Source organism: Streptomyces sp. NPDC021225 (assembly GCF_044332865.1).
Classification (GTDB): domain Bacteria; phylum Actinomycetota; class Actinomycetes; order Streptomycetales; family Streptomycetaceae; genus Streptomyces.
In genome coordinates this window covers 149,355-173,991 of sequence record NZ_JBIRPV010000012.1, presented here as the reverse complement: position 1 = coordinate 173,991, position 24,637 = coordinate 149,355, and the positions used below count along the sequence as shown (strand labels likewise).

The following is a 24,637-nucleotide window of genomic DNA, read 5'->3' as shown; positions in this document are numbered from 1 at the left end:
GCCTAAAGAAGCGCCGCCATCCACGCCTCGACGTCGTCGGAGGTGCGGGGAAGCGCGGCCGAGAGGTTCCGGTTGCCGTCCTCCGTGACGAGGATGTCGTCCTCGATGCGGACCCCGATGCCCCGGTACTCCTCGGGGACGGTCAGGTCGTCGGCCTGGAAGTACAGGCCGGGCTCGACCGTGAGGCACATGCCGGGCTCCAGGGTGCCCTCCGCGTACGCCTCCCGGCGGGCCACGGCGCAGTCGTGGACGTCCATGCCGAGCATGTGGCCGGTGCCGTGCAGCGTCCAGCGGCGCTGGAGGCCGAGCTCCAGGACGCGCTCGACCGGGCCCTCGATCAGGCCCCACTCGACCAGCTTCGCGGTGAGAACCCGCTGGGCGGCGTCATGGAAGTCGAGGTACTTCGCGCCCGGCTTGACCGCCGCGATGCCCGCCTCCTGCGCCTCGTACACCGCGTCGTAGATCTTGCGCTGAAGCGGCGTGAAGCGGCCGCTGACCGGCATCGTGCGGGTCACGTCGGCGGTGTAGAGGGTGGGGGTCTCCACACCCGCGTCCAGGAGCAGCAGCTCCCCGGAGCGGACGGGTCCGTCGTTGCGCACCCAGTGGAGCGTGGTGGCGTGCGGGCCGGCGGCGCAGATGGAGGCGTAGCCGACGTGGTTGCCCTCGACGCGGGCGCGCAGGAAGAACGTGCCCTCGATGTAGCGCTCGGAGGTGGCCTCGGCCTTGTCGAGGACCTTGACCACGTCCTCGAAGCCGCGCACGGTCGAGTCGACGGCAGCCTGGAGCTGGCCGATCTCGAACGCGTCCTTGACCAGCCGCTGCTCGCTGAGGAACGTGCGCAGCTCCGCGTCGCGCTCGGCGGTGACCTTGTCCGTCAGGGCCGCCTCGAGACCGGCGTCGTGGCCGCGGACGATGCGCACCGGGCCGGTCGCGGCCCGCAGCTCGTCGGGGAGCTTGCGCACGTCCTTGGCGGGCAGGCCCAGCAGCTGCTCGGCCTCGGCGAGGCTGTGGCGGCGGCCGACCCACAGCTCGCCCTGGCCGTCCAGCCAGAACTCGCCGTTCTCCCGGTTGGAGCGGGGCAGCAGATAGATGGTCGCGGTGTGGCCCCCGGGGCCGTCCGGCTCCAGGACCAGGACGCCATCATGCGTTTGGTCGCCGGTGAGGTACGCGTACTCCGTGGCGGCCCGGAAGTCGTACTCGGTGTCGTTGGAGCGGGTGCGGAGGTTGCCCGCGGGAATGACCAGCCGCTCACCGGGGAACCGCGCGGAGAGCGCGGCGCGGCGGCGGGCGGTGTGGGGCGCCTGCTCGATGGGCTCAAGGCCGTGCAGCTCGGTGTCGGCCCAGCCGGACTGCATGTTCTCGGCCAGCTCGTCGGAAACGCCTGAGTAAAGGCCGTTCTTCCGCTGCTTGATGGGCTGCTCCGCGGCCTCTGGGGTCTCCAGGGCCTCGGAGGTGGGCTCCTCGGTCACGTCATCCTCCTCGCGTTGGACCGTGTCCATGGTAGGCGCGGGGTATGACGGCCGGGACGTGCCTGATCTGCCGTCGATTGCCGGTCAAAGAGGATTTGAGACTTTTTGTCACTCGATGACCGGTCGGAGTTCTCGGGGGTTCATCGCCGTTTATCGCCGTTCACGCGCGCGGTCAGTCGAAGTGGGCGACGAGCAGGACGACGTCCTCCGCGCAGTCGTCGGCGGCGCTCGCGCCCCCGCCCGCCCCGCTTCCGGCTCCGTCTCCGGCTCCGGGGAGGACCGTGCGCAGCACGTGGTCCGCGAAGCCGTCCGGATCGTGCCGTACGGCCCTGGGGGCGCTCGCGGCGGCCGTGTGCAGCCGGGCGAAGGCCCGGTCCATGGGCTCTCCCGTGCGGTGGAGCAGCCCGTCGCTGTAGAAGAGGAGCGTTTCTCCATGGGCGGGTTCGAGCTCGACGCTGGGCGCCTCCCAGCAGGAGAGCATGCCGAGCGGCGCGGACAGGGCGGTCTCCACGAACTCGGTGCGCCGCTCGCCAGTGATCAGCGGCGGGCAGTGGCCGGCCCCGGCCAGCACCACCTTGCGTGGCAGGGGCTCGTAGTAGGCGAAGAGGGCGGTCGCGGAGCGGGCGGGCTCGGTCAGCCGCAGCAGCAGTTCGAGGTCGGAGAGCACGGCCACCGGATCCTCGCCCTCCATCACGGCATACGCGCGCAGGGAGGCCCGCAGCCGCCCCATGGCGGCGATCGCGCTGGGTCCGGAACCGGTCACCCCGCCGACGGAGAGGCCGAGCGCGCCGTCGGGCAGCGGCAGCGCGTCGTACCAGTCGCCGCCCCCGAGGGGAGCCGCGCGGTGGCGCACGGCGAGGCGGACCCCGGGGATCCGAGGCAGCCGCGTGGGCAGCAGCTCCTCCTGGACGGTCGCGACGGTGGCGCGGGCGCGGGTGAGCTCGACCAGCCGGGCGATGTGCGCGGCGGCGTAGCGGCAGTACAGGCCCACGAGGTGGCGCTGGCGCTCGGCGGGCTCGGCCGGTTCGTCGTACAGCCAGGCCGCCGCGCCGAGCCGTCCGGTGGGTCCCCCGGCGCCCGTGGGGCTCTTCGAGGCGGTGCCGGGGCCGGCGAGCGGGTCGAGCGCCACGGCGTAGCTCGCGGAGTAGCCGAGGCGGGCGGCGACTTCGCGGTGGCGCGGGTCGAGTTCGGCCTCGCCCGGGATGTCGGGGTGCGCGACGCCGGGCCGCGGCTCGCCGTCCGGCTCGGGCAGCCCGTCCAGGAGGTGGCCGGCCGACGCGGAACCGCGCGGGAGCGTCTCGATATGGCCGAGGTCGGCGCGCCCGAGGCCGAGGCCGACGGTGGTGACCGGGCCGAGCCCGTCGGCCGGTTCCAGCGCGACCAGCCCGCGCCGGGCGCCCACGAGCGCGGCTCCGGCGCGCAGGAGTTCGTGCAGCGCGTCGTCCAGTGTGCCCGTGAGGGCGAGCCGCTCGGTGAGCTCGTGGAGGGTGGTCAGGTCCGAGACCCACCGGGCGAGATGGTCCTGAAGGGCGGGACCGGAGACGGCGGCGGTGGAGGATTCGGAGGCGGTGGGCGGCGTGACGGGGTCGGAAGTGTGTGTGGGGGCGGGTAGTGAAGGATCGATTCCGGCCACTTTCGGCAGGTGGGGCGAGCTCATGGCCCGCCGCCTTCGCACGCGGCCTCCGGCTTGCTCGATCGCATCGCAAACCCCCTGTCGTGCTGCGCCGCTAAGGTGCCGCTACTGTCTCCACATGTACACGCACCGGAGAGGCGATGTCCAGCATTGTCCCGGTGGTCTTGTTGGTGTCTGTGCGGAATTGAACTTGGCTGAAAAGAGGTAGTTGCGTTGCCGATTTAGGGTCGACTGGCGTCATTCGACAGCGCGTCGTCTCCATCGCGGCGGGTACACATTCGGAGAAGGGCAGGGGCAGTTGGGACCGCCCCGGAACCCCGTGGCCGGTCCAGGCGTCATAGACGGCAACGGCCGGCGCCCATCCCCGAGTGGCGAGGAAGCGCACTAAAGAAGGCGGCAAGCGCCATGTGCGCGCCACCCCTCGCCACGTTCCACGCTCGGCCTGCGGCGTGATGCGCTGCCTTGTACGCGCAGTGACTTGTGATCCACGTGGTGTGACGGGCCGAACAATGCCGGACAGCGCCACGTAGTGCCATGCGAAGTGCCATGTCCATGTAGTGCGACGGAACAGCCCTCGGCGTTAACGGAAAGGAACGAGCGCTCATGCGCGAGATCCTCGGAAGGCGACGCAAGTTCTCGCTGCGGCGCGGTGCGCGGTCGCCGCTGCTCCGTGCGGCGCTCACCTGCGCCACCGAGTGGCAGTGGCCCGTACTCCCCGGCGTGGGCCTGACGCCCGGCGGCGGACGGCCGCGTGCGTGCGGATGCCCGCAGCCGGACTGCGCGGTGCCCGGCGGCCACCCCTTCGACCCGGTCCTCCTCGCGGCGACCACCGACCCGCGCATGGTGCGCTGGTGGTGGGCGAACCGCCCGACCGCGCCCGTCCTGCTCGCCACCGGAGGGCGCGGCCCGTGCGCGGTGAGCCTGCCCGCGGTCGCCGGCATGCGGGCGCTGGCCGCCTGTGAGCGGTCCGGCGTACGGCTCGGCCCAGTGATCGCCACGCCCACCCGCTGGGCGCTGCTGGTGGCTCCGTACTCCCTCGAAGAACTCGGCGACCTGCTCTACCACCAGGACTGGGTGCCCAGCTCGCTGCGGTTCCACGGCGAGGGCGGCTATCTGGCGCTGCCCCCCTCGCAGCTCGGCTCGGGCGGGGTGCGCTGGGAGCGGGCCCCGCTGCGCCGTGGCGGGCGGCCGTGGCTGCCCGAGGTCGCCACGGTGGTGGACGCGCTGGTCGAGGCGAGCAGCAGCGCGCCCGACGGAGGCAGCAGGCTGGCCTACTGACCTCGCGGAGGCGTGTGTGCGGGGCCCCGGCGCGTGACGTGCGCTGCGGGCCCCGACGCGTTGGGGGCGGGTGTCGGCGTGTTGGGTCCGGTGCCCGGCTCCGCGGCTGCCCTCAGAACGCGGGAGAGGGGCCGCGGGGCGCCGTGCACGCCCGCCCCGGGGTCCGGTGGCCCGGAGGCCGCCCACGGCGCGCAGACGGCCGTGTGTGCCCTCGCGGCGGTTGCGGTTGCGATGGGGACGGTCCGCGGCGGCTCCGCGCAGGGGACTCAACTTCGTAGACCGCGGGGCGCGTTGGCCGCCCTCGGTGGAACCCCTCACCCTCGCCCTGCCCGTACGCCGCCCGGCCCGTACGGGACGCGGGTGCGGGGCGGACGCGGAGCGGACATGGAAGCGCCCGGTCGCTGGCGACGGGGGATGCACCAGCGACCGGGCTTTTAAAACCGTAACAAGAGATCGGCGGTTCGCAAATTCGATCGCGGATTTCCGGACGCGTAATTGCAGGGCGTAGCGCTGAGTTGTGAGCAGTGTCACGCGTACGGTTCCCCGCATTTGAGCCCGGTATGACCGTCAGCTGAGCGTCACCTGACGGTTGGTGAGCCCGCCGCGCGCCCGCCGCTGCTCGGCGGTCAGCGGAGCGTCCGAGGCCAGCGCCTCGGCGAGCCGCTCCGCGAACGCCTCGGCGGGCTTCTCCACGTCCTCCGCGCCCATCTCGCCGGGCAGGTCCCACACCGGGACCGTGAGGCCGTGCGCCCGGAAGGAGCCGACCAGCCGGGTGCCTTCACCGAGGGAGGAGGCGCCTGCGGCGTGCAGCCGCGCGAGGGCGTCGAGCAGCTGCTCCTCCGGGTGGGACATCACCCAGCGCAGGTGGTTCTTCTCCGGCGTCCGGCACCAGTAGGCGGCCTCGACGCCGGCGAGCCGGGCGGTCGGGATGGCGGCGGCGTTGGCCCGTTCGAGGGATGCGGCGACCTCACCGGTGGCGCTCGCGGCGTCCTCGAGCCAGAACTCGAACCCCTCGTGCAGGGTCGGCGAAAAACCGCCCTTCGGATCGAGCAGATCCTGGAGCCGCGGACCCTCGCCGGAGACCCGTTCGGCGGCCACCGGCGTCCCCGGCTCGGCGGTCAGGGCGCGCTGGAGGGTGTCGGCCAGGTCGCGGCTGATGTCGCCGGAGGCCGTGTCGTTCTGGAGGCCGAGCATGACGGCGCCGTTGTCGCGGCGCAGCGCCGGCCAGGCCATGGGCAGCACGGTCGCGAGGGTCACGGACGGAACGTCCTCGGGCAGCCCCTCGGCGAGCTTGAGCTCGACGGTCGCGGCGGGGACGAGCTCGCGCAGCGCGACCCAGTCGCACTCGCCGGGCAGCCCCTCGAAGGGGCGGTGCACCAGCTCGGTGACGGCGTGCGCCGCCTCCCGGCCGTGGCAGGCCTTGTAGCGGCGGCCGGAGCCGCACGGGCAGGGCTCGCGCGCCCCCACCACGGGGATCTCCGCGCTCGTGACCCGCGGTCCGGCCTTCGTCGTCTGGGGGCGGCGCTTCTTGCCCATGGCGTGGCAGTCTCCCGATCGTGCGGCGCGTCGCTTCGTGGTCACGGCCGCGGTGCTTCTCGTCGGGCCGCGGTCGCTCCGCACGGCCCGTACGACTGGTACGGGCGGGAGCCTAGCCCTTTGGCCGAACCCAGTCGGCGAACCCCGTCGGCGAGGCCGGTCGCGCGCCCTAGGCGAGCTCGTCCAGATCGGCGAAGCCGAGGTCGGAACCGAGGCCGCGGTCGAGGTCCGGATCGAGGTCGGGATCAAGATCGGGGTCGGGGTCGAGCCCCGAGAGGAGGGAGACGCGCCTGCGGAGATCCTCATGGGCGGGCAGCGACGCCCATACGGTCACTTCCCCGGTGCCGTCCCGCACCCCCCAGTCCTCGGCGAGCGACGTGATGATGTTGAGCCCGCGACCGCCGCGCGCGGTGATGGAGGGATTGGCCGGAACTGGCCTTGTCGGGCCACCGCCGTCGGTCACTTCGACGGTCAGCCGGGCGTACTCGTCGATATGCCAGGCCACCCGGACGGTCTCATGGCCATGGTCGGAGCGCAGCGGCCGGCCATGCCGCCACGCGTTGCTGAGCAATTCCGAAAGAATCAGCACCGCGTCGTCTGTGACCGAATCCGGTACCCCAGTCCTGCTCAACTCGTCACGCATCCGGTGCCGTGCCGCACCTACGCCCGCAGGACCATGGGGTACGGCCATGGTCGAAGACGTCGGCACCTGCCGTGCCACCACCAACGCCACCCCCGAGACCTCCTTAGCCCCACGCCACGGGATGGATGCCCCGCGGGGCTGGAGCAGAAACAGGCCATGTGGCATCTGGTGACGCACTCGTCACGATCGAATACGTACCGAACGCGCCGGTGCACGCCTTGTAATGCCCATTATGAGCGTCCGAGTTGCGACAGTACCTGTTTGGGGCGGTTCGTAATCACGGCGTCGACCCCCAGGCGGGCGCACAGTTCGACGTCCGCCGGATCGTCCACGGTCCATACGTGCACTCGGTGCCCCGCACGGTGCAGCCGTGCCACATAGTCGGGGTGATTGCGTACGATCCGGATGCTCGGCCCCGCGATGCGCACTCCGCGCGGCAGCGCGCCGTCCCGGTGGCGCGGCAGCAGGAACTGCATCAGATAGACGGTGGGGACCGCGGGCGCCGCGGCGCGCACCCGGTACAGCGAGCGCGCCGAGAAGCTCATGACGCGCACGGACGGGGGCTCGCCGGGCGGCGGGGCGTCCAGGCCGTAGCGGCGGAGCAGGGTGAGCAGCCGCTCCTCGATCTGCCCGGCCCACCGGGTCGGGTGCTTGGTCTCGATGGCCAGCTCGACGCGGCGCCCGGCGTCGGCGACGAGCTCCAGGAGCCGTTCGAGGGTGAGGACCGCGGTGCTGTCGCGGCTGTCGCGGTCCGGCGCCTCCTTGTCGCCGGCCTGCCCCTTCCAGGAGCCGAAGTCCAGGGCGGCGAGATCGGTCAGCTCGAGCGCGGAGACGGCGCCCCGGCCGTTGGAGGTGCGGTTGACGCGGCGGTCGTGGACGCAGACCAGGTGTCCGTCCGCGGTCATCCGGACATCGCATTCGAGCGCGTCGGCGCCGTCCTCGATGGCCCGGCGGTATGCCGCCAGGGTGTGCTCGGGGGCGTCCTGGGAGGCGCCGCGGTGGGCCACGACGGCGGGGGTGTGCGGACCGGGGCGGATGTCCCGGTCCGGGCGCTCATAGGTCACCGCGTTATGGTGCCACCGCCCGGCATCGGGCGTCGCGGGAGGTCCCGTCCGCCGCCGTGCGGATTGGCGGCGGTTCGTTTTGTCCGGGATAAAGGGTGGTAGCCCACGGGGTCTCCGCTCCTTACAGCGGTCTGACGCGCGGTGGGAAAAGCTTACGTCGCACATCCGCAAGCGTGGGCCGTCGAAGAAAACTGTCGTGCACATGAGGAGAGAGCTGTGAGCACCGAGAACGAGGGCGCTGCCATTCCGCCTGAGGCCGGGCCGCGTCCGGCCCCTCCGGCGCCGCACCCCGACCCCGCCGTGCCCCCGGCGCCCGACTTCAAGCCGGCGGTGGGCGCCGCCCCGGCCGCCCCGGACGCGCCCATAGGCCCGCCGGGGGAGCCGGCGGCTGGGGCCAACCTGCCCGCGACGCCGACCGTCGCGCCACCGCCTGCCACGCCTCCGGCCGTCGCCGACGCCTCCGGGGCCGACCGGCCCCTCCCCGACCCGGCCTGGTGGCCCGAAGACGCCGGCAAGACACAGGACGGCGCGCCCGGCGGACCGGGCGCCCCCGGCGCCCCCTGGGGGGACACTCCCGCCCTGCCGTCCGACCCCCCGTCCCGCAAGCGCTCCGGCGGGCTCGTCGCCGCCCTCCTGGCCGCCGTGCTGGTCGCCGGAGGCATCGGCGGCGGCATCGGCTACTGGGCCGCCGACCGGCAGGACAGCGGCGACTCCACCACCATCTCGGCCCTCGGCAACCCGAAGGCGGACAGCCGCGCCCCCGGCTCGGTGTCCGACATCGCGGGCAAGGCCCTGCCGAGCGTGGTCACCATCGAAGCCGAGAGCAGCAACGGCGAGGGCGGCACCGGCACCGGCTTCGTCTACGACAAGCAGGGCCACATCCTCACCAACAACCACGTCGTCGCCTCCGCCGCCGACAACGGCAAGCTCACCGCCACCTTCTCCAACGGCAAGCGGTACACCGCCGAGGTCGTCGGCCGGGCCCAGGGCTACGACGTCGCCGTCATCAAGCTGAAGAACGCCTCCGGCGCCAAGCTCACCCCCCTCCCGCTCGGCGACTCCGACAAGGTCGTCGTCGGCGACGCCACCGTCGCCATCGGCGCGCCCTTCGGCCTCTCCGGCACCGTCACCACCGGCATCGTCAGCGCCAAGAACCGCCCGGTCGCCTCCAGCGACGGCGGCGGGGGCAACGCCTCCTACATGAGCGCCCTACAGACCGACGCCTCCATCAACCCCGGCAACTCCGGCGGCCCGCTGCTGAACGCGGACGGCGGCGTCATCGGCATCAACTCCGCCATCCAGTCCGCGGGCAACGGCAGCGGCCTCGGCGGCGAGACCCAGCAGTCCGGCAGCATCGGCCTCGGCTTCGCCATCCCCATCAACCAGGCCAGGAACGTCGCCCAGCAGCTGATAAGGACCGGCGAGCCCGTCTACCCCGTCATCGAGGCCACGGTCAACATGAAGGACACCGGCAACGGCGCCACCATCGCCGGCAACGGCGCCGGCGGCAGCCAGGCGGTCGTCCCCGGCGGCCCGGCCGCCAAGGCGGGCCTGAAGGCCGGCGACGTCATCGTCAAGCTGAACGACACCGTGATCGACAGCGGCCCCACCCTGATCAGCGAGATCTGGACCCACAAGCCGGGCGACAAGGTCACCATCACCTACAAGCGCGACGGCAAACAGTCCACCACCCATGTCACCCTGGGACAGCGCAAGGGTGACAGCTGACGCGCTAGGCTGATCCCCGCGCCACCCCAGGCGGGCCGGCGCGAGGAGGCTTGCCCGAGCGGCCTAAGGGAACGGTCTTGAAAACCGTCGTGGCAGCGATGTCACCGAGGGTTCAAATCCCTCAGCCTCCGCCGCTAAATGGCCCCTGACCTGCAATCAAGGTTGGGGGCCTTCGCCTTGTCCGCTGCCCGCCGCTGGCCGCTGTTCCCCGTGGTTTCCCGCTCGACCGGGCACGCGGGGGGCACGCGCCCGAGTCGGTGGAGCGGCTTTGGCCGGTGTCCTGCCCGGATCGGGATGCCGTACGAGCCGGACAACCTGCGCCGAAGCTGGGACGGGGCCTGGGTCGAACCGGCGACCGTTCGCTTTTCAGACCGGGTGGGGTGCTTCCTGGGGGCCGTTTGCCTGGCTCGGCGGTCCGCTGCCGTCCGCTGGTGGCGTCGGCGTAGGGGGCCGTTGGCATCACGGCTGGCGTCAGGCGACCACTTGGTGATTGGGGCCTGTTGCGTTCGGCTGCGGGCAGTCGCTGACCATCGCTTTAGGAGTTCGATCGAGGGGGCGAAAGCTGGGCCAGGTGCCGCTAAGGGACCGCGTTGCTCTTTAGCTCGCGCAGGCGTGCTGCGGCGAACCGGACCTTCCAGCGCAGCTGAGCGAGGCGCGCCCGCAGGCCGTATTCGGGCTCGACGAGGATGACGCGGCCGATCTCCGGGCCGACTGCTGATGGCAAGATAGATTCGAGGCGGAGGGCGCTGCCGCCCGTGATGAGGACGGAGTTGATCCGGGCCAGTGCTCGGTAACCTTCGATCTGCGAAGGGTCCTCGCACTCCTCCGAGCTGGCGCCTAGACCGACGGGGGCAGTGGCGGGGTATCCGGCATCGGAGACTCCCACTACCCAGGTTCGGTAGCCGCCAGGACTCCCGAAGTAGTGAGACTCGGAGTAGGAGTACCGCTGGGCACCGACAGCCCAGAGGGGAGGACCGGCGACCTCGGGGTGAGGGAGGGAGGAGAGGTGCGACTTCCCAAGACGGATGACATGCTCGGTGCCGATTCGGATGGCCGGCCGGAAGATCCTGCTCCGGGTCGTGAGACTGTACATCGCGACCTCGTCGTCCTCTGTGCACCATGTGGTTAGGTAGGCCATCCTGCTCAGCGGCCAGGTGCGGACGGTCATCTCCTGCTCGGCGATGCTGATGCCTGTGCCCTCGGGCTCCGGGTCGCCGACGAACTGCTCGACGCTCTGCTTGTACTGCCAGGCAGGCTCGCCGAACAGCTCCTTGACGTACTCATGTCGGACGTGCGGAGCCAGCTTCCGGTAGTTCCTGGTGAACAACGCCCGCTTGCCGAGTGTGCTGCGCCACCATCCGCGCAGCGTGTTGTAGAGGGTGACGTAGGCGCCGAACACCGCGGCGATCATCCAGATGTTGAGCTTGGTGTCAACGGTCGGTATCCAGTGCACGGCCGCATCCTGCCGCACTGTCAGCTCTCGGCGGTACCAGTCGCTAGAACACGTGGTGCCAATGAACTGGGATCGGTTGGTGCGGCTGCTGGCCGGTGATGACGATGCGTCCGTGGCTGCCCTGGCTACCGTCCTCAGCGGTGCTTCCTTCGTGGAGTGGGATGGGACTGTGCCTGCTGAGTGGTTTGCCCGGCCCTATGGGCGCCGACTTCGGCACACGCGGCGGAAGGGCGTTGAGACTGTGGGACTGGAACGAGCGGTGCACCTCCTCGCCAGCAAAACCAGCCAGTGCGCCTTGGGCAGGTTACAGCTGTCGATGGAGCATGAGTCTTCATGCTCTTCCTTACCCAGGACGGCGGCGCGCTGGTGGCCTGCACGGACGTACGGTGGCCGGGCGATCCATCACCGCTTTAGGAGAGCGGCGGGGGTGCCTTGCTGGTGACCTGCGGCTTCGATACGTCGTGTGGTGGCTGGCAACTCGACCGCGCGCCAATGCCTTTGACCGTGGCTGACCCCTGCATCTGGCACGATTGTGGCACGAACCTCAGCCGACGACAGTCAGCCACGGCGGCGGGTGTGCCGGCCGACCACGCACGCGTATGCCTCGCTGCACCCCCACCGACCTCAGCCACGCTATGGGGGCGTTCGTCGACCAGAGCAAGCGGCGACGGCCAGCCCGTTACGACGGCCGGAAGCCCTCAGCTTGGGAAGCTGAGGTGATCTAGGGGCGGTGGCTCGGCTGACCTGCACGGGAGCTCTGACGGTGTCCGACCGCTTGCTGAGTTGGTACCCGGTGTTCCCCGTGGTTCCCTGCACGATCTGGCACGGGTTTGGCACGCTGCTTTCGTTCCGAATCGCGAGTCCTTGAGTTTTCACGGTGTGCCGTGGACGCGAGCCGCACCACTCCGCTGCAGCACAGCCAGCGCGCTGGCCCGCCTACCGGTGCGTTGCGCTCCAGAGCGGGGGCCAGGGTGCTCTGCTGGTGATGCCATGGGTGTGTGCATGGTCGTTCACCTGTGCGCATGCTCCTTAACTGTGCCTCTTCCACGTAAAGGGCATGCGTTGTCTTCATTTATCAGGCACCCTTAGAGCAGACTTGGATAGGTGAAAGAAGCTGCAGATCACGGGGAGAGAACCTTGACGCACTGGTGTCTCGTACGCATGGTTTCGAAGGAACCTGGTAGCAAGGACCATCATTCCCTGGCTTATATTCGGGATCTTCGCGGTGGTGAAAAAGAAGAAATTGACGATGCGCAAAAGCTGTTGAGATCCTTTTCTGTCAACTGGCAAGGCAATGTGTCGGACCTCTCTTTTCAACGCTTTAACGAGGCCTTCGAAGAGTCCATCCTGGGCATGCAAAAGGCAAGCGGGCACCTAAGCGAAAATGACAGGTCGATGCTTTCTAGGGCAGCTGTGGAGGCTGCGGAAGCTATAGCATCGTGGCCCAGGAAGGTCCTGAATGGAGAATATGAGAATCTGGGAGACACGTCCGAAGCTCAAGAGATGATATCGGATGCGGCAAAAAGGCTGCTATCCGAAGGGTCGCCGATTCTAACATTAGAGCACATAGCAAACCTTCGCGATGATTCCCTGGTCTCCGTAGGGACATGGCAACATGAAGGGCAAAAACACCTGGTAGCCCATTTCCGGAGGGAAGCCCTACGAGCTGCCGGCGTCCCAGGTGCGGATAATTGGATTGTTCAGCAATTGTTGGCAGTGGGGCTTTCGCGGCTGCAGTATCTAGCTGCGACGATTCTCAAAACTTACAGGCGAAAAATCGAAACATCTGGCCAGGTTGTCCTTTCTCTATACGGAGAGACACTTTACGGGCATCCGGCTCTGGTACAAAATAGCACATTGGCTAATCTCGGCAAAGGGGGAGATCTTTCCTTCAGCCCTGTCGAGCGCCCAAATCTAGAAGGCATCCTCCGGGCCGTAGATGCGGCTGAGGATCTTCTTGGTAGAGGGACAGACGGAGAAGTCGAAACTGAAGCGCAGGGCGCTCCCGAAGTTGCTCCCGTAACGTCTGAAGCGACGAAAGATAGAGAAGTAACGGATGTGCTCGAAGCTTCAGATCTGAAAATGCTTCTGACTTACGTCAGTAGCTTGAGCACAGATCTGGAGAAGCGCTGGTCTGCTCTGGTCCTAGATGAGGGCCGTGAGCCTCAGAAGGAAGCGCTTAATAAATGGTACTCATTTCTCTCGTCCCTCAAATCGCACATTGATAAGCAGGATCGAAACGCTGGCCCAGACAGTCATGTGACAGTTCGTTTTCCGATGACTGCGGCCGACGTCACGCCTGACCCCGACGTTACTCCAATCCGGAGCGCACTGAATCAGGCAGCAATAGCCGAAGTGCATTCGCTGCGGAACCTCGTAAACGTGATGCGAACCCTCCAGCAGCCAACCGCAACACAAATTGATTTGATTACGGGGGCTGAAACTCACTGGTGGGAATCCGGTGCATTCAATTTGGTGCGCAGGGCGGCCGAAGTTGCTCTCCGAGTCGTTAATCGGCGAGATCGGCTTATCGATCTGCAGGAATCTCAGGATGTTGATCCTTCAGGGCCTGAGGGGGACTCTACTGCCGCCGACATCCTGCTGTTTCTAAATCTGAGCAGGTTGGCGATGGACCAGGGGTTGCCGGAAGCCTCGCTTCTCTACTGCAGCATGACGCTTCGCAGAATCGCTATTAGACTGGGCGGACAGGATGATTCAGCTGACCAGGTAGCGAGGATTGTCAGCTCCGGGTCGCGCAGCGAACTTCGAGCGCCAACTCTGCAGCTCATGGCACTAGTGCAAGATCTGGCACTGGGTAAAGACAAGCCTATTGAGCAGATTTTCAATCTCGCCAACTTTTGGTACGAAGCAATCGGACGATTGGTAGAGGATGCCCTCATGTACAAAGCTGCCGCGCAGGAAGAATCGGCAGACTAATGGCTGCCGATGAGGGGGAAATTTATCAAAATCTATTTTCGCTGGGAGGTGGGGTGAGGCGGGAGATCGTACGCTTCGGCTCAGTAGATGTCAGCCACGCCGTTTCCTCTATTACTGTGAGAGGTAAGCTCAATGACATCACACAGGCCAAGTTGGCAATCAATAGTAGGTCGTCAATCGTAAGTAGAATGGATCTGAGTAGCGAGGTCACCGTAGAGCGAGTACAGGGAGACTACTCGGAACTGATGTTCGCGGGCTTCGTTGTTGAGGCAACTGCAGAAGCGGATCTAATAAGAATCACATGCAGCGCTCGTCCCGAGTTCGCTGAGCGCCGTGTCGCTCCCATGGCTACAGCAGATATGCCGCCGATCGAAATGCTTTACACTCTCGCGCGAGGAGGAGGCCTGCGCGATGAGCAGATAAGAATTCATGGATTCCAGAAACTTCCTAGCGAGGTGTTCGAGGTCGTCAGTCCCGTCGATGGGCTTGAGGTTGAACAGTCAATACGCCTTGGATCAGTTTCGCTTTATCCGAACGGCGTTCTGGATCTCTCCTCACTCCCGGAACTAAACGGGCTGGAGAAGGAGTTCGTCCAGGCGAAGGCTTATGCTGCTACCTACGTAGAAAGCAATCTCGCGCTCGTTGCGGAAGAAAAAGCGATTCAAGATTTTGATCTCGCCCTATCCTGGCTGACGGTTCGATCAAGGTACTCAATTGCGCCATTGCCAGATGGGTCGACTGGCGACTGGGATAGGCAGAGCCTGTTTATATCTCCGCATCGAGGACGTCTTGTATATGTGAGAGGGCTCCGCAGTCATAGACGCTGGCTGCGTGTTCCGGAGCAGGAGCCCCATCCCACTACTTTGGAGCCGTCTAACCGACACATCGGCGTCGCTCGACCTCCCATGCCACGTGACCTTCCTCGCAACGTCGTGCAGGCAATTCTTGCATGTGCGAGGGCCGCGCGAGGGAACGACAATATTAGTCGCATTACGGCGCTTTGGGAGTCAATTGAATTCTATGTAGGCAAGACGCCGGTTCCGGATCTTTTCTCGAAAGCGGATAAGCGCGCCATCCGTAGGTCTATTGTTAAGTTCGATGACCCTCTCAAGGCGGCCCGGATAGAAAACCTGCTAGGGGATATTAATAATCCTCCACTCTTCGTGCGGTTTCGTCGGCGAATCGCCCTGGACGGTGCTCCGGTGAGTCAGTCAGACGTAGATCTCCTGTCGAAGCTGCGTAAGGTCAGGAATGACGTAGTCCACGGCCGTTCGCCTCGTGAGCCTGAAAGGCATGAGGTGGACCAAGGTGTTGCCATCGTGTCACGAATCCTGGTGCATACCGTGCATAAGATTCCGAGGCGCGGTTGAAATAGCTCATTGAAGTTGTGGTCTCCTTCCACCTCGGAGGTCGGTGGAGCGGCTTTGGGGTGGCGCTGCTTTGGCGCGAGTGATCATGGCACCGTAAGCTTCCGGCGCGTCGGGCAGTCTGTGGACCTGCCCGGTAAAGCACGACGTTGGGGCCATGATCTTCGAGGCTCGCGCCAAAGTGGCTCCGTAAAGCCGTGGAGCCGACCGCCCCAGCCACGACGTACCCCTTCTCTGGCACCAGGTGGCTGATTGCTGTGTGCGCGGCACGGGCGGCGGCCGGGTTGGAGCGGGGCGGAGACAGGAGCGCAGGCCCGGCCGGGGGCCGGGCCGCGCGCGGCGAGCGTGAGCGAGCCGCCTTGATGAGGTAGGGAAATCCGTAACAGCTCAGCTGCTGAGGCGGTATTCCAGGACGTACGAACCGGCGTCCAGAAGCATCTGGTTGACCTCCACGGGGCGCTCGTCCTCGGTGAAGGCGGTGCGGCAGATCTCAAGGACCGGAGTGCCGGCCGCGAGGTTCAGGGCGGCGCGCTCCTCCCCGCTCGGCATCCGCGCCCGCAACTCCTCGGCGAAGTTGACCGGTTCCGCTCCCAGCTCGGCCAAGCGGGCGTAGATGCCTCCGGGGCCCGGGTTGGGCTCGGTGATCGCCGTTCCTCGCACCAGGTCGGCCGGGAGGTAGGAAGTCGCGATATGTACTGGGCGGTCCTCGACGGCGTACTTCTGGCTGCGCACGATGACAGGAGCGCCGGGTTCGAGGTTGAGCAGACGCCCGATCTGGTGTGGGGTCTCGGCCTCGTAGACCTGGACGTCGGTCGCCAGCGGCCGCCGGTCGACGTCGGCGGCCCAGATGGACTGTCCCGAGGACCAGCGGGACTTGGACAGGCGGTCATTCGCTACTCGCCGGATCGGCCGGAACTCCCTGACGTAGGTGCCGGAGCCGGGGCGGGCGTATGCGAGTCCCTCGGTCACGAGGATCTTGAGGGCCTGGTTGGCGGTCATCTTGGCGACGCCGTACGTCCGCACGAGCGAGGGTTCCCCGGGCAGCCGATCGCCCGGCTGTAGGTCACCGGATTCGATCCGCGCCCGGAGATCGTCGGCGATCTGCCGCGCAGTCTCGGGCATTGTCTCTCCACTCCTCGATGCTCCCTAGGGTGGTCAGCCTACCCGCCACCCCCTGCCGGTCGCACGAACGCATACCCGATCACTCACCCCGCTCACGTCTATCCGCAGGTCCCGTTGACATCCCTAGGGAGGTCTGGATTAAGTCTCCCTAGGGAGGTAAAGACTCCCTGAAGAAGGGCGAGGCTCTGCCCGGTGGGGATGACGCGCTCCTGTTCACTACGCCCAGCGGGAAGCCGCTTCGCTACAACCAGTGGCGCAAGGCGTACTTCGACCCTGTTGTGTCGGCGGCCGGGCTGACCGACGTGACTCCGCATGACCTCCGGGCCTCGCACGGAACTTGGATCGCCGACCGGTACGGCGTGATCACCGCTGCCCACCGGCTCGGCCACTCGAACGCGAGCGTGACCACCCGGCACTACGCCCGGCCGGTCGCCGGTCGCGACGACCAGGTCGCCGCTGCTGCGGACGAGTGGTTGGACGAGACGTGAGGCTGTGAAAATGCGCTGTCGGACTGGTGGCATCTGGCTAGGCTGCTGCTGCCCCGGGTGCTGACAAGTTTGGGGACACGGGCCGGTGATCTTGCTGTCCGCCCCTGCCGCTGGCGGGGCCGCCGCAGAGCGGGGGATCGCCGGTTCCCACATGCGCGCATGCGGCCAGAAGGGGCGCACTTCCCGAGGGCACGTTGCGGGCACGAGAACGCTGACGACGGCTCCGCCAGGGCGCTCGTGCCCATCTGACCTGCGGCGGAGTGACCTGGCCGCCGTACCGCCGAGAGATCTTGAAAACCGTCGTGGCAGCGATGTCACCGAGGGTTCAAAACCCTCAGCCTCCGCCGCTATATGGCCCCTGACCTGCGATCGAGGTCGGGGGCCTTCGCCTTGTCCGCTGTCCGCCAATGGCCGCTGGTCCCTGTGGTTTCCCGCTCGACCGGGCACGCGGGGGCACGTGCCCCAGCCGGTGGAACGGCTTTGGCCGGTGTCCTGCCCGGTTTGGGTCGAGCATGATCAGGGGGCCGTACGCTGGTTGGCAACTCGGGCAGGCTTTGGACCTGCCCGCAATGAGCACGAGTGGCCCCCTGGTCTTGCTCGACGCGGGCCCCGAACCGGGGAGGTGGGTAAAGCCGTGGAGCCGACCCCCAGCCACGACGGTGTTCTCCTCGGCCAAGGTGCCTGCTGCTGGCGCGCAGCTCGGCGGCTGGGCCGGATGGCTCGGCGGTCCGCCGACGTCCGCTGGTGGCGTCGGAGTGCGGGGCCGTTGGCGTCACGGCTGGCGTCAGGCGACCACTTGGCGTTTGGGGCCTGTAGCGGTCGGCTGCGGGTACTCGCTGACTACCGCTTGAGGAGAGAGGCGGGGGAGTGGGGGCGCTGACCTGGAGCTTCGATACCTGGTCGGGCCACCGAGAACTCGACCGCGAGACACCCCCGTTGACCGTGGCTGACCCTTGCATCTGGCACGACTGTGGCACACGGCGAGCAGACGGCTCGGAACCTGGCCGGCTCCGCCGGTGCCTGACGCTCAACCGCCGTAGCGGCTGCGCAAATCCTCGGTGATTCGCGACATCAGCCCAATCGGGCCTTCCGGTGGCGTCTCCGTCAGTGGACGTTCTGTCTGGGGATCGTAGGCAGTCAGCCCGGTCTCCTTCTCAACGATGGCCGCAAGGGCGGAGACCTGGCCGAGCACGACTTCAGCGTCGTCCCCCGCATGCCAGTAGGGCACAGTGATGCTCACCTCGTCACCGAAGACGGACAGGTCGATGCCGGTGCGCGAGTGGCTCAGGTCCCGCGACTCCTGCTCGTACTCTGTGATCTCTACTTTGCCCAGCAGGGTCCGAGCCTGCGGCACTATTCGGTCCCAAGCTTCAAGGAGGTGGGTGGGGATCGGCTCGCTGTCCTCGGCTGCGTCCTCCATCGCCTCCAGGACCTCATCCCAGGACTGCCCGTCGCGTCGGTGCAAGAAGTAGATGTCGTAGCTCACTGCGCGATCGTAGGCACGCGAACACTGCGACGGCAGGGCTGAGGCCGCTTACTCCTACTGACTCCGTTGCTCCGTTGGCAGCATCAGCTTGGGAATCTGCGATCATTCAGGGCCTGCTGTGCTCGCTGACCTGGGTGAATATCCGCTGCGCGGCCTCATCGGCCTTCGCTGCTTTCACCGTGATTCCCCGCTGTTCCCCGCTCTATCTGGTGCGCTTATGGTGCGGCGTCCGTGTCCTTGCCTGACGCCGTTGGTCCGTCGGCATCGCCGTAGAGGTTGGCTTGGAGTCGCTCCTTGGCTGCGTCGAGCCGCTCGGCGTAGTCGGGCATGAAGATCTCGCTCAGCGTCGTGTCCAGCGTTCCCGAGATCGTGTAGATCGGTGACCAGACGGCCCGGTCGCGAACGATCCCCTCAAGGTCGTCGGACTGGAAGATGACTTGGTAAAGCCAGTCCGACAACACGAACGCTTGATCGCGTGTGAGCTTGATGGTGAACTCTTCATTGTCCACTGCGTCAACCTACTCGCCTCGACTGCTGGTGCCGCCGGCCCGAGCGTCATTCCCGCAACTACCTGGCCTTTCTGGGACTTGCCGCAGTCATCTGCTGCTACAAACGCCTCGTCCGCCTCACCACATAGGACACGGTCTAAGTGCGCGCATCTCTAGGCATTGGTCGACGGCGCGGGTTCCCGCCGATGCTCCAGCCAGGTGCGGCTTAGGTCATCCCAGATTGTCTGATACCGGCCGAAGATCTCATTAAGCTGATCGAATGTGAGCTCGTCGGCGGCCGTCGACGCCATGAGGTATTCGAGGTCATCGGCAAGCCGCTGGAACCGATACTGCGCTTCCTCCATCAGAATCCACCGGGAGCGCCAATCGAAGAACGGTTCGACGGCTCCTAGCAACGTCACCAGTGCCACACACGCCAAGGCCAGACCAGCCCACGCGTTGAGATTCTGAAGGCCCAGGATGACGGTGGACGCAGCGGACAGTGCGAGCGTCGTCACCTTGGTGATGGAGGCGCTTCGACCGAACCGCTTTTTCTTGCCGCGGGCGTAGCCGTTGCCCTGACGAATCTTGTCCAGCAGGAAGGCGGCTGCCTCCCTCGGGCTGGGACCGACACCTGGTCCACTGTCCGGCAGCACTCCGCCCCCAAAGCTCTGTCGCGACCTTGCAGCTCGCTCCCCGGCAGACGCTGCCCTGGCATCACGCGGTTCCCTGGCGTCGCCCACGATAACCCCCTGCTACAGAAGGTGATCAAGGCGGTCAAGTTGCGTTGGCACCTGGTCAAGACGCGATGGCACAGGACACCGACAGTGGTGTGGGTGATGGACGCACAGGAGCGTCGGCCGCTGTCTCCTGTGCACATGCGATTCGAAGGGGACGCCAACCTCCCCTGTTCCATGGCTGGGAGGCGTCACCTGACCGGAACTCGACTGGGAACGAGCGGGGGTACCGGCTGACGATCTCGGCGACGCGAGCGTGGATTCACGGACTTCCGGAGAGGGAGACTTCCCGTGCCGGGGGCCGGGTTGTTCACCGCCCCGGGCCTGAGCGTCAGCGACAGTGGGGCGGTCGCTACAGGTGGCGCTGCCAGGTCTGGCCGACGAGGTGGTGACCGAAGCTGTCGTGAGGTTCTTCGGCGACGAGTTCGAAGCCGTGCTTCTGATAGATGCGCCGGGCGGCGCCGAGCACATCGTTGGTCCACAGGGTGATCGCCTCGTATCCGGCCGCCCGCGCGAAGCGCAGGCACTCTTCGACCAGGCGGGCTCCCAGGCCGAGGCCGCGCGCCGCCGGATCGACGAGCAGCAGCCGCAGCTTCGCGGTCCGGTCGTCCGCACGTACGCAGAAGACACAGCCGGCCCGCACCCCGTCGACCTCGGCGATCCATGCCGCCTGCGGCCCGGGTTCCCTCGCGTCGGCGTAGTCGGCGACGATCCGGGCGACGAGCGCCTCGAAGCTGGTGTCCCAGCCGAACTCCCGGTCGTAGAAATCGCCGTGTGCCATCACCACCCAGCCCAGGTCACCGGGGTGGTCCAGCGGCCGAATGGCCACCTCACGCTCCGCCATGATGTCCTCACCCACGCCCGTCACTCCGCCCTTCGCACTGAAACGACTGTTTCAGTAGGCTAGCCCGGTGACCCGATCCGAACCAAGCCCGTCCCCGCGTCGGCAGGAACTGCTGGAGGCGGCCTACGCCTACGCGCTGCGCAGCGGTCTCGGCGAGCTGTCCCTGCGCCCCCTCGCCGAGGAGATCCGGTCCAGCCCACGCGTGCTGCTCTATCTGTTCGGCAGCAAGGACGGCCTGATCCGCGCCCTGCTCGCCCGGGCCAGGGCCGATGAGCTGGCACACATCCAGCGGATCGCGGACTCGCGGAATGACAGCGGTGAGCTGCGGTCGGTCGCGCGTGAGCTGTGGCGGTGGCTGTCCGACGAGGCTCACCGTGGCCTGCTGACGCTGTGGGTGGAGAGCTACGCGCGCTCCCTCACCGACCCGGACGGGCCGTGGGCCGGTTTCGCCCGGGACACGGTCGACGACTGGCTGGAACTGCTCGCCGCCGGCCAGCCCGCCGCACTGCGCGATACCGAGGAGGCGCTCGCGCAGCGCACCCTCGTGCTCGCCGTCCTGCGCGGCGCGCTGCTGGACCTGCTCGCCACCGGCGATGCCGCGCGCACCACCGCGGCGGTACACCTCCACCTCGAGCCGGCCCGGATGGGGTGACGCGGGCCGCCGCCGAACGGCGTCGGCACGGCTCCGCCCCCGGATCAGGCGTGCGCGCTCGGACCGCCGCCTATCCCCGGCACGCTGCACTTCGGGACCTTCGACACCAGCCGGAACGACACCGCCTTGGTCGCGTTGTCCTTGCCGAACTCCGCCACGATGAGCAGCGTCGCCCCGGCGACCCGTCGGCCGTTCGACAAGACGGTGTCGTCCGGGATCATGTCCGGGTGGACGATGGCCTTCGCGGGGTCGGACGGGAACGTCAGCGCGTAGCCCGCGGTGGCCCAGGGGGCATGGGGCGGCGCGCCCGTGGGGCAGTTCTTGTCTCCCTCCAGGACAGCCGCCCGCACGCCCATCTTCTTCAGCTGCTTCTGGAGGCCGGGCAGGCCCTCGGGGCGGTTCAGGAGAAGGGTCAGGGAGCCGTCGTCCTCCCGGGTCACGGCGTACGCGGGCGAGCTGCCCGAGCCGGTCAGCGTCGGCACGACCACGGCCGCGGCGGCCGCCGTCGCCACCGCCGCGATCGCGAACGGGAGGCGAAGGCGACGGGCCGGGGCCCGGGTGGCGGGGGCCGGGGCCGGGGCCGGGTGCGTGGCCATGGCCGACAGCTCCGATGCCAGGCGCTGCTTGAACTGGGTGGGCGTGTTCATGAGACGGCCTCCAGGGTGGTTTCTGCGTGCGTGATGACGGGTGGGCGTTCGGCGCGCACCGCGCGCTTCGCGCGGTGCAGGCGGACCCGCACCGTCGCCTGGTTGAGCCCGAGGACCTGGGCGGCCTCGCGCGGGGTGAGGCCGTCGACGGCCACCAGATCGAGCACCTCGCGCAGCGGCCGGCTCAGCGCGCTGTGCCGCTCCACCAGCTCGCGCGCCGCGCGTTCCGCGTCGATCCGCTCCTCCAGCGCGGCGATGTCCTCCTCGTCCAACATCCGGCGCCCGTTCAGCCGGGCCACCGCGTGCTGTTCGCGGGCGCTGCCCCGGTAGTGGGAGGACAGGACGTTGCGGGCGATGCCGTGCAACCAGGCGGCGGGCGTCCCGCGCCCGGGGTCGTACTGGCCGGTGGCCTCCAGCGCGGCGACGAAGATGTCGGCTGTGAGGTCCGCGGCCAACTGCGGGCAGGTGGTGCGCCGGGTCACGAAGCCGAGGACGGCGTCGAAGTTCTCCTCGTAGAACGCCGCGAATCCCGCGGCGTCCGGCCGCGGCGGCGCGGCCCGGCTCGCCCGTCGTTGGGGCGCTGAGGCCCGTTCGGGTATCAAGGGCACCCGTTCCTCCAAGGTGGTCGGTGGTCCCTTCACCCACTACTTGGACGGGCGGCAGCCATTCGTTTCATCCGTCACGCGCGTCGGCGATCGCGGCGGTGCCCCCATGGAAAGGGCGGACCTCGGCGATCCGCCCTTCTGTGATGGTGATCGTCAGGAGGATGGGAAAGCAGAGGTCCCGGCCGGTGGCACGTGCCGCCTCGCAGCGGCGGCCAGCCCCCTGGACTCTTAGGTCCCCAGGCTGAGAATGGCCACTTCAAGGGGGATCGCGGGCCGTACGGGGAGGGCCGGGGGCTCCTCGCCGCGGCCGGTGTGCGTGGCCGGGACGGCACGCAGACCCTTGATACCGTCGGAGGCCCACTCCGCGTCCGTCGTCGGCAGCGACAGCGTCATGCGCCGACCGTCGGGCAGGGTGGTCTCGAGCTTGCACGGGTCGTCCGCCTGCATGGGAGCTCCCTTCCGTGGACAGGACACGCTCGCCATGAATGGCCGGCCTTGGTTGGAAAGACGGTTGGCGGAGACGAGGGGTTCCCTCCGGGGGAGGTGATCCCGGGTCCCGCGCGCCCCTTCTGCCGCGATCTGGCCGAAAACGTGTGGTGCGTGCCGTCGCCGCAGGTCACGGCCGCGGGATGAAGTGCGATCCGTGCCCTCCTCGCGGGATTGAGCCGAAAGTGGACTTTTAGCTGAAGCTAAAGGTGGGATCCTGACACTGTGAAGAGAAGGAAGAAGGATGCCATGACGCCGACACAGCGCGGTTTGGAGTGATGCATCTTGCCGTGGAAGAGCAAGGGTGTGAGGGCGGAGGCCGCGGACGCGACTGGCGCGCGGCTGGCCAGGCAGGCCACCGTCGAGGTGGCCGGGGTGCTGGGCAAGCGGGACATGAGCCGGGCCGATCTGGCCAGGCTGATGGACGTGAGCCCGGGCCGGGTGAGTCAGATCCTGTCCGGTGACGAGAATCTGACGTTGCGCAGCATCGCCGCCGTGGCGGAGGCGCTTGAACTCGACGTGCAGATCAGCTTCGTTGAGCCCAAGGTGGTCCATCAGGACTCGGCCGCCATGGGGCAGGGCAGTTCCGACGCGTTCGTCTATACCCATTGAAAAGGGGCACGGGCGGGCGCGTCACGGATGTGGCGCAGGGGCTTCGGCGAGCGGTTCGACGGCCATGGCCGTCCGCCGGATTCGCATGAGGTCCCTGTCGCTGCTGCGCTTCCCGTGCTTGTAGCCGAACTCGAGCATCTGCACGCAGGCCTCCCTGGCCTTGGCCAGCGCCTGCCGACAGTCCTCCGCCTCCTCCCGCGTCCGGCGGTGCAGCTCTTTCGGGAAGTCCTGTAGCTCTCGCCGCCGTCGGCTCGCCTCGGCGTCGGCCTCGACCTTCACGGCCTCGTCCAGGAGCGCCTGCACGTCTTCGTGCAGCCCGTCGATGGCCGTCTTGTCCTTGGTCTGCATGGCGCAGCCGCGCAGATGCGCACGGGCGTCGAAGGCGAACATGCGCAGCTGCGCGATGTCCTCGAAGTCCCTGACCAGCCGGTGGCAGCGGCCGTACATGTCGTGGACGAGCCGCCGTTCGAGGTGGCCGAGCAGCACGGCGATGCCCAGCGTGATCAGGGCGACGAACGGCGGGGTGGACTGCTGGTTCTGCTGTTGGCGGACCCGCGGTGCCAGCGCGCCCCCGGCGGCGGCCGCGGCCACGGCGGGGGGTACGTCCGCGGCGTGCGGGAGCAGGAGCGTGATGGTGATCAGCGCGGCGGCGCAGGTGCAGGCCGTGATCGTGCCGCACAGCGCGGCCGACCGGGCGGTCCCCAGCAGGCGGCCCTTCTCGGCGAACCGGTGCACCAGCGAGATCCAGGTGACCAGCGCGCAGAGCCCCATGGGTAACACGAAGTGTTGGAACCACCCCTGTTCATAGAGCTCGTACACCGCTCCCCCTGGTTAAACCGTCCCGGATACCGGGCGTCCGGCCGTGGGGAGAGCGGGAAACCGGATTCCCTGTCCGCCTCAGTGCGGAAGTGTCGGCCAGTGGCCGTGCCATCCCCTCGCGGAGCGCCTCGTCGCGCCATCACGATAGTCCCACCCGAACGCGTAGCGCACAGGTCACTTTCCGTACAACTTTGGATCGTGGTTTGCGTCACGCGTAGGGAGTTCCCGTGCAGACGGGTGTGCGCGGGCCGGGAAACCCGTTTCAAACGCTCCGTGCGCCTTCACCCCGCACACCGCGCCCGCGCTTCCCCATCATGCGTGCGTGGGAATCGGCGGGCTCGTGTGGTTTGTCGGTGACCGGCTGGGCAGCTCTGCTTGCGCGTCTTTCCATCTCTCGCCGACCGCGGAGGAAGTGATTCATTGATCCCAGGGGACGGGTGAGGTCATACGGCCGTGCGGCGGTACTGGGGTGCCGTCGCACGGCTTTGTGCGCCGCCGCACGGTTTCGCTTGTGGCCACACGACCTTGACACCGCCGATTTAT

At 67.8% G+C, this 24,637-nt stretch carries 21 protein-coding genes, 1 tRNA gene and 2 pseudogenes; 9 read left to right on the top strand and 15 right to left on the bottom strand.

Going from position 1 to position 24,637, the window contains the following annotated elements; all coding sequences use genetic code 11:
• Window positions 1-2: 2 nt before the first annotated feature.
• Together ACH4S9_RS37500 and ACH4S9_RS37495 are read right to left on the bottom strand one after the other, a co-directional pair.
• Window positions 3-1,499, bottom strand: a complete 1,497-nt coding sequence (locus tag ACH4S9_RS37500; RefSeq protein ID WP_398376122.1) for an aminopeptidase P family protein — start codon at window positions 1,497-1,499, stop codon at window positions 3-5.
• Between the two features lie 142 nt (window positions 1,500-1,641).
• The gene (locus ACH4S9_RS37495; protein WP_398376120.1) at window positions 1,642-3,126 is read right to left on the bottom strand and encodes a PP2C family protein-serine/threonine phosphatase; all 1,485 of its coding nucleotides are present in this window, start codon (window positions 3,124-3,126) and stop codon (window positions 1,642-1,644) included.
• Between the two features lie 579 nt (window positions 3,127-3,705).
• On the opposite strand from ACH4S9_RS37495, the gene ACH4S9_RS37490 reads away from it, so the two are divergent.
• Window positions 3,706-4,380 (top strand): bifunctional DNA primase/polymerase, encoded by a 675-nt coding sequence (locus tag ACH4S9_RS37490; RefSeq protein ID WP_311726073.1) that lies wholly within the window; start codon window positions 3,706-3,708, stop codon window positions 4,378-4,380.
• A 567-nt stretch (window positions 4,381-4,947) separates the two neighbouring features.
• Here ACH4S9_RS37490 and ACH4S9_RS37485 read toward each other — a convergent pair.
• The 3 genes from ACH4S9_RS37485 to ACH4S9_RS37475 all read right to left on the bottom strand — a co-directional run bounded on the left by ACH4S9_RS37485 (window position 4,948) and on the right by ACH4S9_RS37475 (window position 7,623).
• Window positions 4,948-5,916, bottom strand: coding sequence for a DUF5926 family protein (locus ACH4S9_RS37485; protein WP_358846672.1), 969 nt, complete (start codon window positions 5,914-5,916; stop codon window positions 4,948-4,950).
• A 169-nt stretch (window positions 5,917-6,085) separates the two neighbouring features.
• Window positions 6,086-6,649 (bottom strand): ATP-binding protein, encoded by a 564-nt coding sequence (locus ACH4S9_RS37480; RefSeq protein WP_398376118.1) that lies wholly within the window; start codon window positions 6,647-6,649, stop codon window positions 6,086-6,088.
• Between the two features lie 140 nt (window positions 6,650-6,789).
• A complete protein-coding gene (locus tag ACH4S9_RS37475; RefSeq protein WP_311726074.1) occupies window positions 6,790-7,623 on the bottom strand; it encodes a glycerophosphodiester phosphodiesterase in 834 nt (277 codons plus the stop codon).
• 216 nt (window positions 7,624-7,839) lie between these two features.
• Here ACH4S9_RS37475 and ACH4S9_RS37470 point away from each other — a divergent pair, with 216 nt between their 5' ends.
• Window positions 7,840-9,351, top strand: coding sequence for a S1C family serine protease (locus tag ACH4S9_RS37470; protein ID WP_398376116.1), 1,512 nt, complete (start codon window positions 7,840-7,842; stop codon window positions 9,349-9,351).
• Window positions 9,352-9,395: 44 nt separating this feature from the next.
• Window positions 9,396-9,482, top strand: a tRNA-Ser gene (locus tag ACH4S9_RS37465).
• 446 nt (window positions 9,483-9,928) lie between these two features.
• On the opposite strand, the gene ACH4S9_RS37460 is transcribed toward ACH4S9_RS37465, so the two are convergent.
• A complete protein-coding gene (locus ACH4S9_RS37460) occupies window positions 9,929-10,804 on the bottom strand; it encodes an ETEC_3214 domain-containing protein (protein WP_398376114.1) in 876 nt (291 codons plus the stop codon).
• 1,104 nt (window positions 10,805-11,908) lie between these two features.
• Here ACH4S9_RS37460 and ACH4S9_RS37455 point away from each other — a divergent pair.
• On the top strand, window positions 11,909-13,741 hold the full coding sequence (locus ACH4S9_RS37455; protein WP_385342335.1) for a hypothetical protein: 1,833 nt from the start codon (window positions 11,909-11,911) through the stop codon (window positions 13,739-13,741).
• Window positions 13,741-15,111: a hypothetical protein gene (locus ACH4S9_RS37450; RefSeq protein WP_398376112.1), complete on the top strand. Its 1,371-nt coding sequence runs from the start codon at window positions 13,741-13,743 to the stop codon at window positions 15,109-15,111. The genes ACH4S9_RS37455 and ACH4S9_RS37450 overlap by 1 nt, the downstream gene beginning before the upstream one ends.
• A 384-nt stretch (window positions 15,112-15,495) precedes the next feature.
• Here the strand turns inward: ACH4S9_RS37450 and ACH4S9_RS37445 are convergent, their stop codons facing one another.
• Window positions 15,496-16,230: a GntR family transcriptional regulator gene (locus ACH4S9_RS37445; protein WP_398376110.1), complete on the bottom strand. Its 735-nt coding sequence runs from the start codon at window positions 16,228-16,230 to the stop codon at window positions 15,496-15,498.
• 179 nt (window positions 16,231-16,409) lie between these two features.
• Between ACH4S9_RS37445 and ACH4S9_RS37440 the strand changes: the two are divergent.
• A pseudogene (locus tag ACH4S9_RS37440) lies at window positions 16,410-16,718 on the top strand (tyrosine-type recombinase/integrase); the annotation flags it as partial.
• A gap of 1,027 nt (window positions 16,719-17,745) precedes the next feature.
• Here the strand turns inward: ACH4S9_RS37440 and ACH4S9_RS37435 are convergent.
• Together ACH4S9_RS37435 and ACH4S9_RS37430 are read right to left on the bottom strand one after the other, a co-directional pair.
• Window positions 17,746-18,204, bottom strand: coding sequence for a hypothetical protein (locus ACH4S9_RS37435; RefSeq protein WP_385342341.1), 459 nt, complete (start codon window positions 18,202-18,204; stop codon window positions 17,746-17,748).
• Between the two features lie 215 nt (window positions 18,205-18,419).
• Window positions 18,420-18,713 carry a hypothetical protein gene (locus ACH4S9_RS37430; RefSeq protein WP_385342343.1) on the bottom strand — a complete coding sequence of 98 codons (294 nt, stop codon included), beginning with the start codon at window positions 18,711-18,713 and terminating at the stop codon, window positions 18,420-18,422.
• Between the two features lie 35 nt (window positions 18,714-18,748).
• Between ACH4S9_RS37430 and ACH4S9_RS37425 the strand changes: the two are divergent.
• Window positions 18,749-18,841, top strand: a pseudogene (locus tag ACH4S9_RS37425) (IS5/IS1182 family transposase); the annotation flags it as partial.
• A 24-nt stretch (window positions 18,842-18,865) separates the two neighbouring features.
• Here the strand turns inward: ACH4S9_RS37425 and ACH4S9_RS37420 are convergent.
• Window positions 18,866-19,348, bottom strand: coding sequence for an SLATT domain-containing protein (locus ACH4S9_RS37420; RefSeq protein ID WP_385342345.1), 483 nt, complete (start codon window positions 19,346-19,348; stop codon window positions 18,866-18,868).
• Window positions 19,349-19,781: 433 nt separating this feature from the next.
• Entirely contained in the window at window positions 19,782-20,273 is a 492-nt protein-coding gene (locus ACH4S9_RS37415; RefSeq protein ID WP_385342439.1) for a GNAT family N-acetyltransferase, read from the bottom strand.
• Between the two features lie 67 nt (window positions 20,274-20,340).
• On the opposite strand from ACH4S9_RS37415, the gene ACH4S9_RS37410 reads away from it, so the two are divergent.
• Entirely contained in the window at window positions 20,341-20,925 is a 585-nt protein-coding gene (locus ACH4S9_RS37410) for a TetR/AcrR family transcriptional regulator (protein ID WP_311726104.1), read from the top strand.
• A 44-nt stretch (window positions 20,926-20,969) separates the two neighbouring features.
• Here the strand turns inward: ACH4S9_RS37410 and ACH4S9_RS37405 are convergent, their stop codons facing one another.
• From ACH4S9_RS37405 to ACH4S9_RS37395, 3 genes are all read right to left on the bottom strand, one after another.
• Window positions 20,970-21,572: a hypothetical protein gene (locus tag ACH4S9_RS37405; protein ID WP_398376105.1), complete on the bottom strand. Its 603-nt coding sequence runs from the start codon at window positions 21,570-21,572 to the stop codon at window positions 20,970-20,972.
• Entirely contained in the window at window positions 21,569-22,180 is a 612-nt protein-coding gene (locus ACH4S9_RS37400; RefSeq protein WP_311726106.1) for an RNA polymerase sigma factor, read from the bottom strand. The genes ACH4S9_RS37405 and ACH4S9_RS37400 overlap by 4 nt, the downstream gene beginning before the upstream one ends.
• Before the next feature lie 225 nt (window positions 22,181-22,405).
• On the bottom strand, window positions 22,406-22,624 hold the full coding sequence (locus ACH4S9_RS37395; RefSeq protein ID WP_398376102.1) for a hypothetical protein: 219 nt from the start codon (window positions 22,622-22,624) through the stop codon (window positions 22,406-22,408).
• A gap of 324 nt (window positions 22,625-22,948) precedes the next feature.
• On the opposite strand from ACH4S9_RS37395, the gene ACH4S9_RS37390 reads away from it, so the two are divergent.
• The gene (locus tag ACH4S9_RS37390; RefSeq protein ID WP_311726108.1) at window positions 22,949-23,275 is read left to right on the top strand and encodes a helix-turn-helix transcriptional regulator; all 327 of its coding nucleotides are present in this window, start codon (window positions 22,949-22,951) and stop codon (window positions 23,273-23,275) included.
• A gap of 21 nt (window positions 23,276-23,296) precedes the next feature.
• Here ACH4S9_RS37390 and ACH4S9_RS37385 read toward each other — a convergent pair whose 3' ends face one another.
• Window positions 23,297-24,046, bottom strand: coding sequence for a hypothetical protein (locus ACH4S9_RS37385; RefSeq protein WP_398376100.1), 750 nt, complete (start codon window positions 24,044-24,046; stop codon window positions 23,297-23,299).
• Window positions 24,047-24,637: the final 591 nt, after the last annotated feature.

What these genes read in the sequence shown, in the direction of transcription:
- ACH4S9_RS37500 (WP_398376122.1), bottom strand. Translation starts at nt 1,499, where the DNA reads ATGGACACGGTCCAACGCGAGGAGGATGACGTGACCGAGGAGCCCACC.
- ACH4S9_RS37495 (WP_398376120.1), bottom strand. Translation starts at nt 3,126, where the DNA reads ATGAGCTCGCCCCACCTGCCGAAAGTGGCCGGAATCGATCCTTCACTA.
- ACH4S9_RS37490 (WP_311726073.1), top strand. Translation starts at nt 3,706, where the DNA reads ATGCGCGAGATCCTCGGAAGGCGACGCAAGTTCTCGCTGCGGCGCGGT.
- ACH4S9_RS37485 (WP_358846672.1), bottom strand. Translation starts at nt 5,916, where the DNA reads ATGGGCAAGAAGCGCCGCCCCCAGACGACGAAGGCCGGACCGCGGGTC.
- ACH4S9_RS37450 (WP_398376112.1), top strand. Translation starts at nt 13,741, where the DNA reads ATGGCTGCCGATGAGGGGGAAATTTATCAAAATCTATTTTCGCTGGGA.
- ACH4S9_RS37445 (WP_398376110.1), bottom strand. Translation starts at nt 16,230, where the DNA reads ATGCCCGAGACTGCGCGGCAGATCGCCGACGATCTCCGGGCGCGGATC.
- ACH4S9_RS37415 (WP_385342439.1), bottom strand. Translation starts at nt 20,273, where the DNA reads ATGGCGGAGCGTGAGGTGGCCATTCGGCCGCTGGACCACCCCGGTGAC.
- ACH4S9_RS37405 (WP_398376105.1), bottom strand. Translation starts at nt 21,572, where the DNA reads ATGAACACGCCCACCCAGTTCAAGCAGCGCCTGGCATCGGAGCTGTCG.
- ACH4S9_RS37395 (WP_398376102.1), bottom strand. Translation starts at nt 22,624, where the DNA reads ATGCAGGCGGACGACCCGTGCAAGCTCGAGACCACCCTGCCCGACGGT.
- ACH4S9_RS37385 (WP_398376100.1), bottom strand. Translation starts at nt 24,046, where the DNA reads ATGGGGCTCTGCGCGCTGGTCACCTGGATCTCGCTGGTGCACCGGTTC.